The organism is Shewanella sp. MEBiC00475, assembly GCF_005234075.1.
Taxonomy (GTDB): Bacteria; Pseudomonadota; Gammaproteobacteria; order Enterobacterales; family Shewanellaceae; genus Shewanella; species Shewanella polaris.
Window position 1 is genome coordinate 273,787 of sequence record NZ_CP039928.1, and the last position, 16,167, is coordinate 289,953.

The following is a 16,167-nucleotide window of genomic DNA, read 5'->3' on the forward strand; positions in this document are numbered from 1 at the left end:
TCAATTAGGCGCCTGGAAATGACCTACTCTCACATGGGGAGACCCCACACTACCATCGGCGATACTGTGTTTCACTTCTGAGTTCGGAATGGGATCAGGTGGTGCCACAGCTCTATGGTTTCCAGACAAATTTTGCTTATCTAACGCATTTTTCTTAATGCATTAAATAATAATTCGGAAAGCTGATTATGCTTTATTAAAGCTTACTTGAGATATCACACTATTTAAGCGCTCTATTCTAACACTAAGGTCAGTAAAACCCATCTGGGTTGTATGGTTAAGCCTCACGGGTCATTAGTACAAGTTAGCTCAACGCCTCACAACGCTTACACACCTTGCCTATCAACGTAGTAGTCTCCTACGGCCCTTTAGAGAGCTTAAAGCTCTAGGGATGACTCATCTTAGGACTCGCTTCCCGCTTAGATGCTTTCAGCGGTTATCGATTCCGAACGTAGCTACCGGGCAATGCTATTGGCATAACAACCCGAACACCAGCGGTTCGTCCACTCCGGTCCTCTCGTACTAGGAGCAGCTTCCTTCAATCATCCAACGCCCACGGCAGATAGGGACCGAACTGTCTCACGACGTTCTGAACCCAGCTCGCGTACCACTTTAAATGGCGAACAGCCATACCCTTGGGACCGACTTCAGCCCCAGGATGTGATGAGCCGACATCGAGGTGCCAAACACCGCCGTCGATATGAACTCTTGGGCGGTATCAGCCTGTTATCCCCGGAGTACCTTTTATCCGTTGAGCGATGGCCCTTCCATTCAGAACCACCGGATCACTATGACCTACTTTCGTACCTGCTCGACGTGTATGTCTCGCAGTTAAGCTGGCTTATGCCATTGCACTAACCGTACGATGTCCGACCGTACTTAGCCAACCTTCGTGCTCCTCCGTTACTCTTTGGGAGGAGACCGCCCCAGTCAAACTACCCACCAGGCACTGTCCCGAACCCCGATAAGGGGCCGCGGTTAGAACATCAAAACTACAAGGGTGGTATTTCAAGATTGACTCCACTCTGACTAGCGTCAAAGTTTCAAAGTCTCCCACCTATCCTACACATGTAGGTTCAATGTTCAGTGCCAAGCTATAGTAAAGGTTCACGGGGTCTTTCCGTCTAGCCGCGGGTATACGGCATCTTCACCGCAATTTCAACTTCACTGAGTCTCGGCTGGAGACAGCGTGGCCATCATTACGCCATTCGTGCAGGTCGGAACTTACCCGACAAGGAATTTCGCTACCTTAGGACCGTTATAGTTACGGCCGCCGTTTACCGGGGCTTCGATCATGAGCTTCTCCGAAGATAACCCAATCAATTAACCTTCCGGCACCGGGCAGGCGTCATACCGTATACGTCATCTTGCGATTTTGCACAGTACTGTGTTTTTGATAAACAGTTGCAGCCACCTGGTATCTGCGACTGCCGTCAGCTTAGGGAGCAAGTCCCATCACCGACAGCAGCGTACCTTCTCCCGAAGTTACGGTACCATTTTGCCTAGTTCCTTCAGCCGAGTTCTCTCAAGCGCCTTGGTATTCTCTACCCGACCACCTGTGTCGGTTTGGGGTACGATTTCTACTAACCTGAAGCTTAGAAGATTTTCCTGGAAGCATGGCATCAACTACTTCATCACCTTAGTGACTCGTCATCAGCTCTCAACCTGTACATTTAAGTACGTATTCCCGGATTTGCCTAAGAATACAGCCTACTACCTTAAACGCGGACTACCAACGCCGCGCTAGCCTAGCCTTCTCCGTCTCTCCATCGCAGTTAGCAAAAGTACAGAAATATTAATCTGTTTCCCATCGATTACGCCTTTCGGCCTCACCTTAGGGGTCGACTCACCCTGCCCCGATTAACGTTGGACAGGAACCCTTGGTCTTTCGGCGAGGGAGTTTTTCACTCCCTTTATCGTTACTCATGTCAGCATTCGCACTTCTGATACGTCCAGTGTGGGTTACCCCTTCACCTTCAACCGCTTACAGAACGCTCCTCTACCGCGCACACCTAATGGCATGCACCCGTAGCTTCGGTGGTATGTTTAGCCCCGTTAAATCTTCCGCGCAGGCCGACTCGACTAGTGAGCTATTACGCTTTCTTTAAATGATGGCTGCTTCTAAGCCAACATCCTAGCTGTCTAAGCCTTCCCACATCGTTTCCCACTTAACATACACTTTGGGACCTTAGCTGACGGTCTGGGTTGTTTCCCTTTTGACAACGGACGTTAGCACCCGCTGTCTGTCTCCCGAGTAGTACTCATTGGTATTCGGAGTTTGCAAAGGGTTGGTAAGTCGGGATGACCCCCTAGCCTTAACAGTGCTCTACCCCCAATGGTATTCGCTCGAGGCGCTACCTAAATAGCTTTCGAGGAGAACCAGATATCTCCGAGTTTGATTGGCCTTTCACCCCCAGCCACAAGTCATCCGCTCATTTTTCAACATAAGTCGGTTCGGTCCTCCAGTTGATGTTACTCAACCTTCAACCTGCCCATGGCTAGATCACTCGGTTTCGGGTCTACGCCTTGCAACTAAACGCGCAGTTAACACTCGGTTTCCCTACGGCTCCGCTATTCGCTTAACCTCGCTACAAAACGTAAGTCGCTGACCCATTATACAAAAGGTACGCAGTCACGGTCTCAAGAACCGCTCCCACTGCTTGTACGTACACGGTTTCAGGTTCTATTTCACTCCCCTCACAGGGGTTCTTTTCGCCTTTCCCTCACGGTACTGGTTCACTATCGGTCAGTCAGGAGTATTTAGCCTTGGAGGATGGTCCCCCCATATTCAAACAGGATGTCACGTGTCCCGCCTTACTCGTTTTCATCTATGGTTAGTTTTCATGTACGGGGCTATCACCCTGTGCCGCTGTGCTTTCCAACACATTCCACTAACACCCCATAGACTTAAGGGCTAATCCCCGTTCGCTCGCCGCTACTAGGGGAATCTCGGTTGATTTCTTTTCCTCCGGGTACTTAGATGTTTCAGTTCCCCGGGTTTGCCTCACTACACTATGTATTCATGTAGTGATAACAGCTTATGCTGCTGGGTTTCCCCATTCGGATATCGTTAGCTCAAATGCTTATTACTAGCTCGCCAACGCTTTTCGCAAGTTATTACGTCCTTCATCGCCTCTGACTGCCAAGGCATCCACCGTATACGCTTAGTCACTTAACCATACAACCCAAATGAGTTTCACTTGCGTGAACCACCTGCGTTATATCGCAACTAGCTGGTTTTTACTTGTCTCACCTCCAGGGTAGGAAGTGGACTCGCCTTAGTTTTTAGAATATTCAAGACACTTAAACAGTGTTTTGAGAACTCAAGATACTGATGCTTTCGCATCAGTATTATTTTTCGCACTAACGTAATCACATCAACAACAACGGATCGTCATCAATGCGCCTTTAGTTAGTACTATCAGCTTTCCAAATTGTTAAAGAGCGGGCTTAAAAAAGCCAAAGATAAAATTTCATTTATCTTTGGCATCTCTAACCTATGCATATGCTTATCATCATGATAAGTGTAAATGGTGGAGCTATGCGGGATCGAACCGCAGACCTCCTGCGTGCAAGGCAGGCGCTCTCCCAGCTGAGCTATAGCCCCATTTACATGCAGTGAGATTTTACGTTTACCTTCTAAGAAGGTCTTACCAAAAAAGATTTGGCTTGCCAATCGTTTCTAATCAAGGCGGTTTATCATGACGTTTAGTACACTAAACGAGTGATTAACCCACGCAGAGTAGGAAAGATTGGTGGGTCAGAGTGGACTTGAACCACCGACCTCACCCTTATCAGGGGTGCGCTCTAACCAGCTGAGCTACAGACCCAACGTAATTTCTCTTTCTTTCTATCAAGTAATCTGTGTGAACACTCACATGCATTGCTGCACTTTAGGTATTGAGTTAGTCGTATAGGTAAGGAGGTGATCCAGCCCCAGGTTCCCCTAGGGCTACCTTGTTACGACTTCACCCCAGTCATGAACCACAAAGTGGTGAGCGTTCTCCCGAAGGTTAAACTACCCACTTCTTTTGCAGCCCACTCCCATGGTGTGACGGGCGGTGTGTACAAGGCCCGGGAACGTATTCACCGTAGCATTCTGATCTACGATTACTAGCGATTCCGACTTCATGGAGTCGAGTTGCAGACTCCAATCCGGACTACGACGTACTTTGTGAGATTAGCTCCACCTCGCGGCTTTGCAACCCTCTGTATACGCCATTGTAGCACGTGTGTAGCCCTACTCGTAAGGGCCATGATGACTTGACGTCGTCCCCACCTTCCTCCGGTTTATCACCGGCAGTCTCCCTAGAGTTCCCACCATTACGTGCTGGCAAATAAGGATAGGGGTTGCGCTCGTTGCGGGACTTAACCCAACATTTCACAACACGAGCTGACGACAGCCATGCAGCACCTGTCTCACAGTTCCCGAAGGCACACCAGAATCTCTTCCGGCTTCTGTGGATGTCAAGAGTAGGTAAGGTTCTTCGCGTTGCATCGAATTAAACCACATGCTCCACCGCTTGTGCGGGCCCCCGTCAATTCATTTGAGTTTTAACCTTGCGGCCGTACTCCCCAGGCGGTCTACTTAATGCGTTAGCTTGGGAGCCCAGTGACTAAGTCACCAAACTCCGAGTAGACATCGTTTACGGCGTGGACTACCAGGGTATCTAATCCTGTTTGCTCCCCACGCTTTCGTACATGAGCGTCAGTCTTTGTCCAGGGGGCCGCCTTCGCCACCGGTATTCCTTCAGATCTCTACGCATTTCACCGCTACACCTGAAATTCTACCCCCCTCTACAAGACTCTAGTTCACCAGTTCTAAATGCAATTCCCAGGTTGAGCCCGGGGATTTCACATCTAGCTTAATGAACCGCCTGCGTACGCTTTACGCCCAGTAATTCCGATTAACGCTCGGACCCCTCGTATTACCGCGGCTGCTGGCACGAAGTTAGCCGGTCCTTCTTCTGTAGGTAACGTCACAGCAGCGTGCTATTAACACGCTACCTTTCCTCCCTACTGAAAGTGCTTTACAACCCGAAGGCCTTCTTCACACACGCGGCATGGCTGCATCAGGGTTCCCCCCATTGTGCAATATTCCCCACTGCTGCCTCCCGTAGGAGTCTGGGCCGTGTCTCAGTCCCAGTGTGGCTGATCATCCTCTCAGAACAGCTAGGGATCGTCGCCTTGGTGAGCCATTACCTCACCAACTAGCTAATCCCACCTAGGTTCATCCAATCGCGAAAGGCCCGAAGGTCCCCTCCTTTCCCCCGTAGGGCGTATGCGGTATTAGCAGTCGTTTCCAACTGTTATCCCCCTCGACTGGGCAGATCCCTAGGCATTACTCACCCGTCCGCCGCTCGTCAGCAAAGAAAGCAAGCTTCCTCTCTGTTACCGCTCGACTTGCATGTGTTAGGCCTGCCGCCAGCGTTCAATCTGAGCCATGATCAAACTCTTCAATTAAAGTTTTTTGAAATACTCTGTTAGGAATATCTCGGCTCAATGAATTCTGATTTACACCTTATAAACTCGGAAGAATCTATAAAATGCTTGTTACATATTGCTATGAACATTCATCGTTGCATTGAGTTGAAATTTTTTGATTGCCAACATTCCGAAGAACAGAAGACAATTTCGAATAACTCAATACCTGTGAATGTCCACACAGATTACTTGATAAATTGTTAAAGAGCGGACCTGGTAACTAGCGTTAGACGCCGTGTTCCGTGTCAGTGGGGTGTATTATAGGGAAAACATTTTATAGCGCAAGAGCTTTCTGTTTTTTTATTACGAATTCAACCCAACTGCGCACATTTTAAACTCAAAGCCACATTTGAGGATGTTTTTGCTGGCTTTATGAACAAAAACGGCTTACTAGAAACAATGTTGATTTTATTTTTTGTATTCTTATATGCCTTATTATGCGGTTCACCGAGTTATAAGTACGTAATTTGCCCCATTAAGGCTAAAATATTGCTGAAACAAGGTTAAATCGATGTTAACTCAACAAAGTCTTATTGTAAAAACCAATATAGCCATTTCGGACTGAACATATCGGCTTATCTTAAGAGCATTTATTATGAATGGATAACAAGGGCTACTTATATATGGGAAGGACATGTTAAAACGAAGTATCGAAGGAACGAAGTAAAACCAAAGGCTAGTTTATCTGTAAGTCGATGTTCATATATAAGTGGGCTAATGCTTACACATGAACTGACAGTAAACCAAGAATTATTACCCGTGTTGCGATTATTGTGTCAGTAATTGACTCAATTGACTTGGCACATCAGCAATACTGTCAACCACCGCGCTGGCAAGTGCAATACCTGCTTCATCTACCACTTTACCTGAGCGAACTAAAATAGCAGTGTTAATACCAGCAGCTTTCGCAGCACGCATATCATCAGCCTTGTCACCCACCATCACTGACTGACTCATGTCAATTTTTAAAAACTCAGCCGCTGAAGTTAACATGCCTGGTTTTGGTTTACGGCAATCACAGTCTTGCTTATATTCGCCTAAACCTTTTTCTGGATGATGTGGACAATAGTAAATACCATCAAGCTCGACGCCTTTATCTGCAAAGTTCCAATCCATCCATTCAGTTAAATGATGAAAATCATCCTCACTGTAAATGCCACGCGCAATCCCAGATTGGTTAGTGACGACAATTAATAGGTAGCCCATTTGCTTTAGCGCTAAGCAAGCTTCAAATACACCGTTTATATATTCAAACTCGTCCACGGTATGGACATAACCATTGTCAATATTGATGACACCGTCACGATCTAAAAATACTGCTTTATTCAACCTTACACTCCTTAAACGCTTTCTTGCTTTGATTATCCCATTGAGATGATTTTGGTGCCAGTCAATCTGTATATTTTTGTATATTTGTTTAAATGGCCACTTTTTCTGACGTTAATCAGCTCAATTGCATAGGTTTCACTTTATAAAGCTGCTGCTAAGCGTTACCCTTGCTCGAATAAATTAGTAATGACAATATAATACATGAACAATATACCTCCTATTATTCATAAAACTCGCACTCAACTTGTCGTTGAGGCGCTAAGAGAACGGATTCTTTCTGGTGACATACAAGGAGGAGAACCGCTAAGACAATCTGCAATTGCAGAACAATTGAATGTAAGTCGCATTCCTGTCCGTGAGGCTTTAGTACAATTAGAAGCTGAAGGCCTGATCAATTTCGAGCCACATAAAGGTGCAACTGCAACCTTGTTGTCTGTTGAACAAGTTACCGAGTTATTTGAATTACGCGCAATGATTGAATCAGATTTATTGGCTAAAGCTATTCCAAATTTAACTGATGATGCTCTTATTGAAGCAGAAGCAATTTTGGTTCAACTTGAATTAGCGTTTAAACTGAAAGAATCCGTTGCCAGTTGGAGTGAACTGAATACTCGCTTCCATACTCGTTTATATGCAGCGGCTAATCGCCCCCATACAATGGATGTTGTTAACGGTTTAAACACTAATTGCGATAGATATATTCGTCTACAGCTCCTTTTTACTGGCGGGATCCCTGTCGCAGAAAGAGAGCATAGAGTGTTGCTCGAATTGTGTAAAAATCGAGATATCGAAAAAGCAACGCAATTGTTGCGTGAGCATATATTGCATGCCTCAGCTTCGATAAAAAAACTGGTAGAACAAAAAGTTAAGTAATAAAAACAATAGCAAATCTTAGTAACGACTATTTAAGTCCATATTTTCAAAAACTTGCCATCAAGAGCTTCTCAGTTTAATTTGAAAGCCAAACTATTGATGTTGAAATTAAATTTTATTAACTATTGAAACGTATTGAGAGAATTCTTATGCAGTATGCACATATTACCGGTTGGGGTAAGTCTGTTCCACCCGCAACATTAACCAATGAAGATTTAGCCACATTCATGGAAACAACCGATGAATGGATTAAGACACGTACTGGCATCAGTAAGCGTAATATTAGTCATGTTAATACTTCTGAAATGGCATCGGTAGCCGCTAAGCATGCACTTGCTGCTGCAGGGATTGATGGCTGTGAACTGGATTTAATTATTTTAGCAACCGCTAGTCCTGATACTTTAATCCCCAATATTGCATCAAAAGTACAAGCCGATATTGGTGCAACATGTGGTGCATTTGACATTAACGCCGCTTGCAGTGGATTTTTGTATGGCGTTGGTTTAGCCAGTTCGATGATTAAAAGTGGTCAAAGTAAAAAAATTCTCATTATTGGTGCTGAACGTTTATCGTTTTACTTAGACTGGTCCCGCCGCGAAACAGCTGTTTTATTTGGTGACGGAGCGGGTGCCGTGGTCCTTGAAGCTAGCAATCAACCTGGTGGCGTATTAGGTTATGAGATAAATAATGATCCAGAAGGTCGTGACATTTTAAAGTCTGACTTTGGTTCCAAGATGGATAGATTGGATACAGACTCATTAGATTTTTATATCCACATTAATGGTCAAGATGTGTTTAAACGTGCTATTCATGGCATGGGTAGTTTAAGCAATACAGTATTAGAAAAATGCGGAATGAGTATCGATGATGTCGATTTTGTTATACCGCACCAAGCAAATGAACGGATTATTGATACATTAATAAGCCGGATGAAAATTCCGAAAGAAAAAGCTTTCGTTAATATCGCTGACTATGGCAATACATCTGCTGCAACTATCCCGATTGCGATTTGTGATGCATTATCACAGGGTAAAATTGTCCCTGGAAAAACGATTTTATCATGTGCATTTGGTGCAGGATTAACCTCTGCAGCTGTACTATTTAAATGGGGAGAAAGAATAACCCCTATCTCAGTAAGTGATGCAAATTTACCACCTTGTGATAAAACCGCACTTGAATTGATTAAACCTGCAGTTGACTATTTTTTCAATAAAGCTAATAACCCAAAATAAGCTTTATTCAGTATCTAATAAAAAGCCAGTCTCGATGATTGGCTTTTTTATTTGCTAAGCAGACACCTTGATTAAGTCTTTAACATATAATTTTTTAATATCGCCCATCGCTGCCACTTGAGCCAACAATAATTCAGCACATGATAGTGCATCGACAAGCGCATTGTGCGCCGAATAAACAGGTAAATGATATCGTTCTCGACTCGCCCCTAATCGTAGCGAACCTTCCTTTAATACAGGTTGTTGCATTAAACAACGTTTCTTTTCTATTGCTAGCGTATCAATAAACACTAACGGAATAGATTGACCAAAGCAGCGTATTAACTGCTGTTGAATAAACTGTATATCTAACGGTGCATGATGAGCCACCAAAATATAGCCTTTAGTTTGTGATAAAAACCAGTCAATGGCCTCGTCTAACGTTAATGCCATATTCAATTGATTATCAACAATACCGTGAACCGTCGCGCTATGACCGACACTACCGTTAATTGCAATCATCATATGTTGTGCTTTCTCTAGTGGAATAACGCCCTTGATAATCGGTACCATGCCAATACTAATGACTTGATCATTGATGGGATCCAATCCTGTCATTTCTAAATCGATTGCCATGAGTGGCGCATCGAAAAATGGTTTTGTTAATGCTGGAGTGATTGCTTCTAAGTAAGAATTGAGTGACGAAGGTAAAGTGGTAATTTTGTTACGCCACAACACGACTTTTATCCACCACAAATTAGACACTAAAAACTCCTCATAAACTTAAGTTTTATACCAGCTTGTGCATCATGGACCACTTTAAAAGCATCACGCAGTTGATGACGCATTAATGAAGAAAGATGTTGTGGTTTTAAAAAATTATTAACAGGTAAATTATTGGTCGCTTGGTAACCTTGATTAGCTAAACGCATATGCGCAATAAACTCATGGGCATCCGCCAAGTTAAGGGCATCTTTACGATTCATAATATTCGAGTCCATCAATACTCTAATTCGTTTGGCAGTATTCACCTCTTTTATCCCTGCACTTAACGCATACACTCTAGCAATGTCATTAATTAACGCACTGCCCTTATGCTTTAAATCCATGCCTTTAACTTCTGTTCCATCACGCTCAAGCACAAACTTTCTAAAAAATCCCAGTGGTGGAGATTCTGCAAGCGAATTACCCGCCATGCCAGCCAGAAAAATATCGTTATTTTTTGTTGAGGCTAAAACATCATCTTGAAGTTCACTAAATAAATTCTGTGGCCCAAATACTGATCGCATATCGAAAAAAATACTGGCATGCATTAAGGCTTTTGGTTCTGGGGTATTAACCCATTTTGAAAACAGACCTTTCCATTTCACCAGTGATAATCGCCATTTAGGATTTTGCGCCATAATGTCGCCGGGACAATAAATATAACCACATTCATCTAATCCCTTACAGACTGCTTTGGTTAAGGTTTCAAAATAAGCAGCAGCGAATTCATCAGGCTCGTGAGCAAGTAATAAACCATTGTCTTGATCCGAACAGGCCACTTGATCTTGGCGACCTTGGGAACCAAAAGCCAACCAACAAAACGCCATCGGAGCCTGTCCTAAAATCTGTTGGTTCAGCTCAATAAGACGACGAGTTAATGCATCGGTTACTGAGGTTAATACCCGACCAATCTCTTCTGCTCTGGCATCGGCACTAATTAGGTTTTGTAATAGTAATGGGATCTGTTTACTCACTTGAATAAGTTTTTCTATGTTACCTTGTCGCCCTATTTCGCCAATAAGCAAAAGTGGCTGAGAGCTTTGAGAGCGTAATATATCAGTGCTAGTGATCATCCCTAACGCATGACTACCATCAACTACTGGTAAGTGGTGAATATTATGCTCGCTCATCGCTAACATTGTTTCGAACACTAACGCATTAGCGTGGGTTGTCACTGGATTGATTGTCATAGCTTGACTCACCAGTGTATTAACATCTAATCCTTCAGCAATGACACGATTACGTAAGTCCCGGTCAGTCAATATACCGGTTAATTTTCGGTTATCGGTAACTAACACCGATGACACTCTGTGCTCACGCATCATTTTAGCTGCATCCATCACACTGGCATGCGCATCAATCATAATGGGCTGAGATGACATAATTGAAGTAATACGACTAGTTGCAGTCAAGTCTTTAGCAGTAAATTTAGCTTCATTGCGCAAGCGTTTAGCAAAAGCACGGGCAAAAAACTGATCAAAGCTTCGATGCTCGGAACGCAATTTGGCAAACACGGATTGTGGTAAATGATAAACTAAACTGTCTTCAAGAATGGCTACTTTATTAACCACTTTCTCACCAGATAATAAGGTGGAAAATCCAAAACATTCGCCTTCAGCGACTCTATCAACCAGCACCCCTTCGGGATCGCGCACTTCAAATGCGCCACTACGTACAATGTATAATTTAGGATTGTCTTTATCAAACTCAACAAATGCAGAGGCTTTACTGTAATAACCAACTGTAATCAATTTTGCGCACCGTTGGATCACATCAACGGGTAATGAATCAAACGGTGAATGAGCCGCTAAAAACTGCTCTACTGGTTGTAACTCGCTGGCATCCATTAATCATTTCCCTATTGTGCATAAGCGAACAATATCACTATAGCAAAGCGTTTCGCTTATCTGCTATAGGACTAAAGCCCAACAAAAAGAGCGCCTAAGCGCTCTTTTTAAACAGTGTTGATTACAGCAGTTTAATGATCGTGTGCTTCGCCTGACCCTTTAGGGAAACGAATCGACTCAACCATCGCGACTATTTCGTCAGGAATTTTAGTAGTGACTTTACTGACAGCAAAAGCGACACCAAAGTTAACCATCATTCCCACCATACCAATACCTTCAGGTGAAATACCGAAGAACCAATTTTCAGCTGAGTTGGCTGCTGGATTAATAAACTTGAAGTACATAATATAACTAGCAGTAAATAATAACCCGATCACCATGCCCGAAATAGCACCTTCTTTATTCATGGTTCTAGAGAAAATGCCCATAATAATAGCAGGGAATAACGAGGCTGCAGCAAGACCAAATGCAATGGCCACCACCGCCGCTACAAATCCAGGAGGATTAATACCAAAGTAACCCGCCATAACAACCCCAAAACCTGCGGCTATTCGTGCATACATTAACTCTTTCTTATCCGAAATATCCGGCATAAGATTTTTCTTGAGTAAATCATGCGACACAGACGTTGAAATAACCAATAGTAGACCAGCTGATGTAGACAGTGCAGCGGCTAAACCACCCGCAGCCACTAATGCAATAACCCATGCTGGAAGGTTAGCAATTTCAGGCGTAGCAAGAACCATAATATCTCGGTCAATGTTCATCTCATTTTTATCACCATTGGTGTAAAAAATCTTGCCATCGTTGTTCTTATCTTCCCACTTAATTAACCCTGTTTTTTCCCAGTTTTTAATCCAAGTTGGCGCAGTTTCATAAGGCACGCCAGTCGATTCTGGTCCATTGATGGTTTCAATCATATTAACGCGAGAGAATGCAGACAATGCAGGAATAGTGGTATACATAATAGCAATAAACACTAATGCCCAGCCCGCTGAAATACGTGCATCTTTTACTCTAGGAACAGTAAAGAAACGTACAATTACATGAGGTAAGCCCGCTGTACCAAACATTAAAGCACCGGTAATAAAGAACACATCGATCATCGATTTGGAGCCTTCGGTATATTGAGAGAACCCAAGCTCTGCCGATAACCCATCGAGTTTATCGAGTAAGAACACTCCCGTACCATTACCTGCGGCATCAATCATCTCAGCGCCAAAACCAATTTGCGGTAATATATGACCCGTCATCATTACAGAGATGAAGATAGCAGGAACCATAAATGCAAAAATAAGTACGCAGTATTGTGCTACCTGTGTGTAAGTAATCCCTTTCATGCCACCTAATACAGCATAAAAGAACACCACTGCCATACCAATATACACGCCTGTTTCAACGTCAACTTCTAAGAAGCGAGAAAACACCACGCCAACACCACGCATTTGCCCTGCAATGTAAGTAAAACAAATAAAGATGGCACAAATAACAGCTACAGTTCGTGCTGTCTGTGAATAGTAACGATCACCAATAAAATCTGGTACCGTAAATTTGCCAAATTTGCGTAAATAAGGTGCCATACATAAAGCTAATAGTACGTAACCGCCCGTCCAACCCATTAGATAAACTGAGCCATCATAACCGGTAAAAGATACAATACCGGCTAATGATATAAACGAAGCTGCTGACATCCAGTCGGCTGCAGTTGCCATACCGTTCAAAACAGGGTGAACGCCACCACCTGCAACGTAAAACTCTTTAGTTGAACCTGCACGAGACCAAATAGCGATCCCGATGTACAGCGCAAAAGTCGCGCCGACAATTATATATGTTAATGTTTGAACATCCATTTTTAGTGCTCCTTAGTCTTCCTGAACATTGTATTTTTTGTCTAATGTATTAGCTTTCGCTACATAAACAAAAATCAGCGCCACGAATACATACATTGCACCCTGCTGCGCAAACCAGAAACCCAGTTTGAATCCCATAAAGGTAATTTCATTTAACACATCAACTAATAAAATACCGCAGCCAAATGACACTGCAGCCCAAATTGCAAGCAAGCTAAGTACTAAACGTAAATTCTCACGCCAGTAACCCGCTGCCTTATCGTTATTTTCAAAACTCATTGTGACTCCCCATAAGTTATTTTTTCTAAAGTCATAGTTAATTTAGCAACTCAGGGGGGCACCACAATCAAGACCTTAGTCGTACTTAATTAACAAATGTTAACGCAAAATGAAAAACACGATAAAAAACAGTAGGTTAAAAATAACAAATTAAAAATAACTTGTTGTTTTTTCAATTGAATTAGACCAAGGTCGAACAATATTTCACCATTAAAAGATTGAGATCTGCATCACAAAAGATAAAAAGGGATATTAGCGAACAAAAAAACCTTCGTTTACGTTGAAATCTGTTCTATTTCCTGAGATAAGTATTTAGATAGAAATAAATCTTTTTAGAATACAAATAATAAGGATATTTTTTGACGTTGCTACGGATTAATCAACAACACCTATTATTCTCGATTCTTTTGGGAGTAATCGGATTTCTCATCAATTGTTATCCAATACAATTTTTCGCCAATATACAATTTGTATTGGGTAACACGGTTACTGTCATTGCAGCCGTTTTATTGGGACCTTGGTACGCATTTTTAACGGCCATGATGGCATCTACAGGATTAATGTTGATATGGGATAGTCCACATGTGTACTTGTTTTTTGGGTTTGAAGCATTATTTTTAGGCTATGCCAGACGTCGTGATATCTATGCCTTATATGCCGATGCGGCTTATTGGTTATTTATTGGTGCACCAATGGTGTATTTATATGTAATTCTGTTAATGGATATCCCCCACTCTCACTTAGGCTTTATTATTTCAAAGCAAGGGATCAACGGACTGATATATACGAGTATTGCATCGCTACTAATTTTAGCGATACCAAAACTATGGCTTTTAAAAGACAAAGTTAAAGACCGCCATCGCAGACAATTAAGCTCGCAACTGACCTATTTTTTCACTTTAATGATAACTTTAACGTTATTGTTTTCGGCGTTAATCTTTAATTTTTATTTTCTAGAACGTCAACAAGTCATGTTAAAACAGAACATAACGGAATCGGTTGCCCACCTATCTACTTCGGCACAAAATTATATCAAAAACCATAAAACAGTGATTCAAAATACAGCGAGTCAATTAGATTTAGTTGCCAGTAAACCAGAGCTATGGCAAGGTATTTTATCGAGTTTACATCAAAACTATCCCGGTTTTATCAGCATGTTGATCGCCAATCCGACAGCCAATATTGTGGCTGCTAGTCCAGTATCAAGACTCATGACGCAGAAAATGTCTGAACAAAGTGTCAACATTAAAGATCGAGATTATTTTATTGAATCATTCTATAACCAGCGCCTATTTGTATCATCGGTCTTCCTCGGTCGAGGTTTTGGTAATGACGCGATTATTGCTATGAGTGCACCATTTTATCTCGATGAGCAACATACACAAGTAGCAGGAATCGTAGAAGGATCGCTTGATTTAACTCATTTTTCACATATTGATCAAGTTAATGAATATACCGACGATGAATCGATAGTAATGGTTGATGAACAAAATCAAATTATTTACGCATCAACAAAACTCGACTTAAAACAACTTTCACAATTTGATTTTGCAATAAATAAAGGTGTGTATCGAGCCAATCTTGAATTAATCAATATTCACAATACAAGCTCAATTGTGCCTGAATACATGTATGCTCACAGGAAACTCGATAATGGTTGGACAGTGTATATTTTAAAAGAATATTCGCCGCTCCTAAAGCTCGCTGAAGAACAAATGTTCAATAGCTTTATCATGCTGTTGATTGCATTGTTGTGTACCTTTTATTTTTCAAAAAAACTCAGCGCGTTGCTAACGGTGCCATTAGAAGCTGTCGCCAATCAATTCAGTCAGTCATACTCCGAATCCGCAAAGAACTTGGCCATTGACGATAGCTCACCTAGAGAAGTATTCAGTCTATACCAACGATTAGCAACCAGTAAGCAACAACTCATCGCCCATCAAGTCGAGTTAGAAGAAATCGTTGCAAAGCGTACGGCTGAATTAGAAAGTGCCAATAAGAAGCTCACTGAACTGGTTGATAGAGATCCGTTAACTGGCTTATATAATCGTCGTTTTGCTGAACGTAAATTTGGTGAATTAGTGGATTTTTGTTTGCGCAGCAAACAGAGCATAACGGTTGTATTGCTTGATTTAGATTTCTTTAAAAAGGTGAATGACAATTATGGTCATTTAGCTGGAGATGAGTGTTTACGGAACGTGTCGCAATTATTACAGAAATATTTTAAACGTGACATTGATATTGTGGCCCGTTACGGCGGTGAGGAATTTTTGCTTATTCTGCCTTTGTCCAACACCTTACATATTGAACATCATCTCGATGGCTTTAGAGAAACACTGTCACAATTGACATTCACATCACCCGAAGATAAACAGTCATTTAATGTAACTGTCAGTATTGGTGCTATTACGGCAAAAGCTGATTATGAAGCTGAACTCGATAAGTGGATTAAAGTCGCGGATGAGAACCTCTACCAAGCAAAGCAACAAGGACGTAACCAAACTATTATTAATATCATTAGCGACTAAT

Annotated in this window: 8 protein-coding genes, 2 tRNA genes and 3 rRNA genes; 3 read left to right on the forward strand and 10 right to left on the reverse strand. The window is 42.5% G+C overall.

Features of this window, described 5'->3' with window-relative positions; translation table 11 throughout:
• Positions 1–10 precede the first annotated feature (10 nt).
• The 6 genes from rrf to gmhB all read right to left on the reverse strand — a co-directional run bounded on the left by rrf (position 11) and on the right by gmhB (position 6,813).
• A 5S ribosomal RNA gene (gene rrf / locus FCN25_RS01205) occupies positions 11–126 on the reverse strand.
• Positions 127–273: 147 nt separating this feature from the next.
• Positions 274–3,178 (reverse strand): 23S ribosomal RNA (locus tag FCN25_RS01210).
• 353 nt (positions 3,179–3,531) lie between these two features.
• Positions 3,532–3,607 (reverse strand) — tRNA-Ala (locus tag FCN25_RS01215).
• A gap of 146 nt (positions 3,608–3,753) precedes the next feature.
• Positions 3,754–3,830, reverse strand: a tRNA-Ile gene (locus tag FCN25_RS01220).
• Positions 3,831–3,918: 88 nt separating this feature from the next.
• Positions 3,919–5,463: ribosomal RNA gene (locus tag FCN25_RS01225) — 16S ribosomal RNA — on the reverse strand.
• The 16S, 23S and 5S rRNA genes sit together here with 2 tRNA genes alongside, the layout of an rRNA operon.
• Before the next feature lie 789 nt (positions 5,464–6,252).
• A complete protein-coding gene (gene gmhB, locus FCN25_RS01230) occupies positions 6,253–6,813 on the reverse strand; it encodes a D-glycero-beta-D-manno-heptose 1,7-bisphosphate 7-phosphatase (protein ID WP_137221234.1) in 561 nt (186 codons plus the stop codon).
• A gap of 201 nt (positions 6,814–7,014) precedes the next feature.
• Here gmhB and FCN25_RS01235 point away from each other — a divergent pair, with 201 nt between their 5' ends.
• The gene (locus FCN25_RS01235; RefSeq protein ID WP_137221236.1) at positions 7,015–7,686 is read left to right on the forward strand and encodes a GntR family transcriptional regulator; all 672 of its coding nucleotides are present in this window, start codon (positions 7,015–7,017) and stop codon (positions 7,684–7,686) included.
• 149 nt (positions 7,687–7,835) lie between these two features.
• Positions 7,836–8,918, forward strand: coding sequence for a ketoacyl-ACP synthase III (locus FCN25_RS01240; protein ID WP_137221238.1), 1,083 nt, complete (start codon positions 7,836–7,838; stop codon positions 8,916–8,918).
• Between the two features lie 54 nt (positions 8,919–8,972).
• On the opposite strand, the gene FCN25_RS01245 is transcribed toward FCN25_RS01240, so the two are convergent.
• The 4 genes from FCN25_RS01245 to FCN25_RS01260 all read right to left on the reverse strand — a co-directional run bounded on the left by FCN25_RS01245 (position 8,973) and on the right by FCN25_RS01260 (position 13,638).
• Complete coding sequence (locus FCN25_RS01245) at positions 8,973–9,662, reverse strand: exonuclease domain-containing protein (protein WP_137221240.1); 690 nt, start codon at positions 9,660–9,662, stop codon at positions 8,973–8,975.
• On the reverse strand, positions 9,662–11,509 hold the full coding sequence (locus FCN25_RS01250; protein WP_137221242.1) for a DUF294 nucleotidyltransferase-like domain-containing protein: 1,848 nt from the start codon (positions 11,507–11,509) through the stop codon (positions 9,662–9,664). The genes FCN25_RS01245 and FCN25_RS01250 overlap by 1 nt, the downstream gene beginning before the upstream one ends.
• Positions 11,510–11,640: 131 nt before the next feature.
• Positions 11,641–13,359 carry a sodium:solute symporter family protein gene (locus FCN25_RS01255; RefSeq protein WP_137221244.1) on the reverse strand — a complete coding sequence of 573 codons (1,719 nt, stop codon included), beginning with the start codon at positions 13,357–13,359 and terminating at the stop codon, positions 11,641–11,643.
• Between the two features lie 12 nt (positions 13,360–13,371).
• Positions 13,372–13,638, reverse strand: a complete 267-nt coding sequence (locus FCN25_RS01260; RefSeq protein ID WP_011637017.1) for a DUF4212 domain-containing protein — start codon at positions 13,636–13,638, stop codon at positions 13,372–13,374.
• Between the two features lie 359 nt (positions 13,639–13,997).
• Between FCN25_RS01260 and FCN25_RS01265 the strand changes: the two genes are divergently transcribed.
• Positions 13,998–16,166, forward strand: coding sequence for a diguanylate cyclase (locus FCN25_RS01265; protein ID WP_254693703.1), 2,169 nt, complete (start codon positions 13,998–14,000; stop codon positions 16,164–16,166).
• The last annotated feature ends 1 nt before the right edge of the window (position 16,167 follow it).

Bases quoted from the DNA above. Each gene is read 5' to 3' on its own strand.
- FCN25_RS01240 (WP_137221238.1), top strand. From the start codon at position 7,836: ATGCAGTATGCACATATTACCGGTTGGGGTAAGTCTGTTCCACCCGCA.
- FCN25_RS01235 (WP_137221236.1), top strand. From the start codon at position 7,015: ATGAACAATATACCTCCTATTATTCATAAAACTCGCACTCAACTTGTC.
- FCN25_RS01260 (WP_011637017.1), bottom strand. From the start codon at position 13,638: ATGAGTTTTGAAAATAACGATAAGGCAGCGGGTTACTGGCGTGAGAAT.
- FCN25_RS01250 (WP_137221242.1), bottom strand. From the start codon at position 11,509: ATGGATGCCAGCGAGTTACAACCAGTAGAGCAGTTTTTAGCGGCTCAT.
- FCN25_RS01255 (WP_137221244.1), bottom strand. From the start codon at position 13,359: ATGGATGTTCAAACATTAACATATATAATTGTCGGCGCGACTTTTGCG.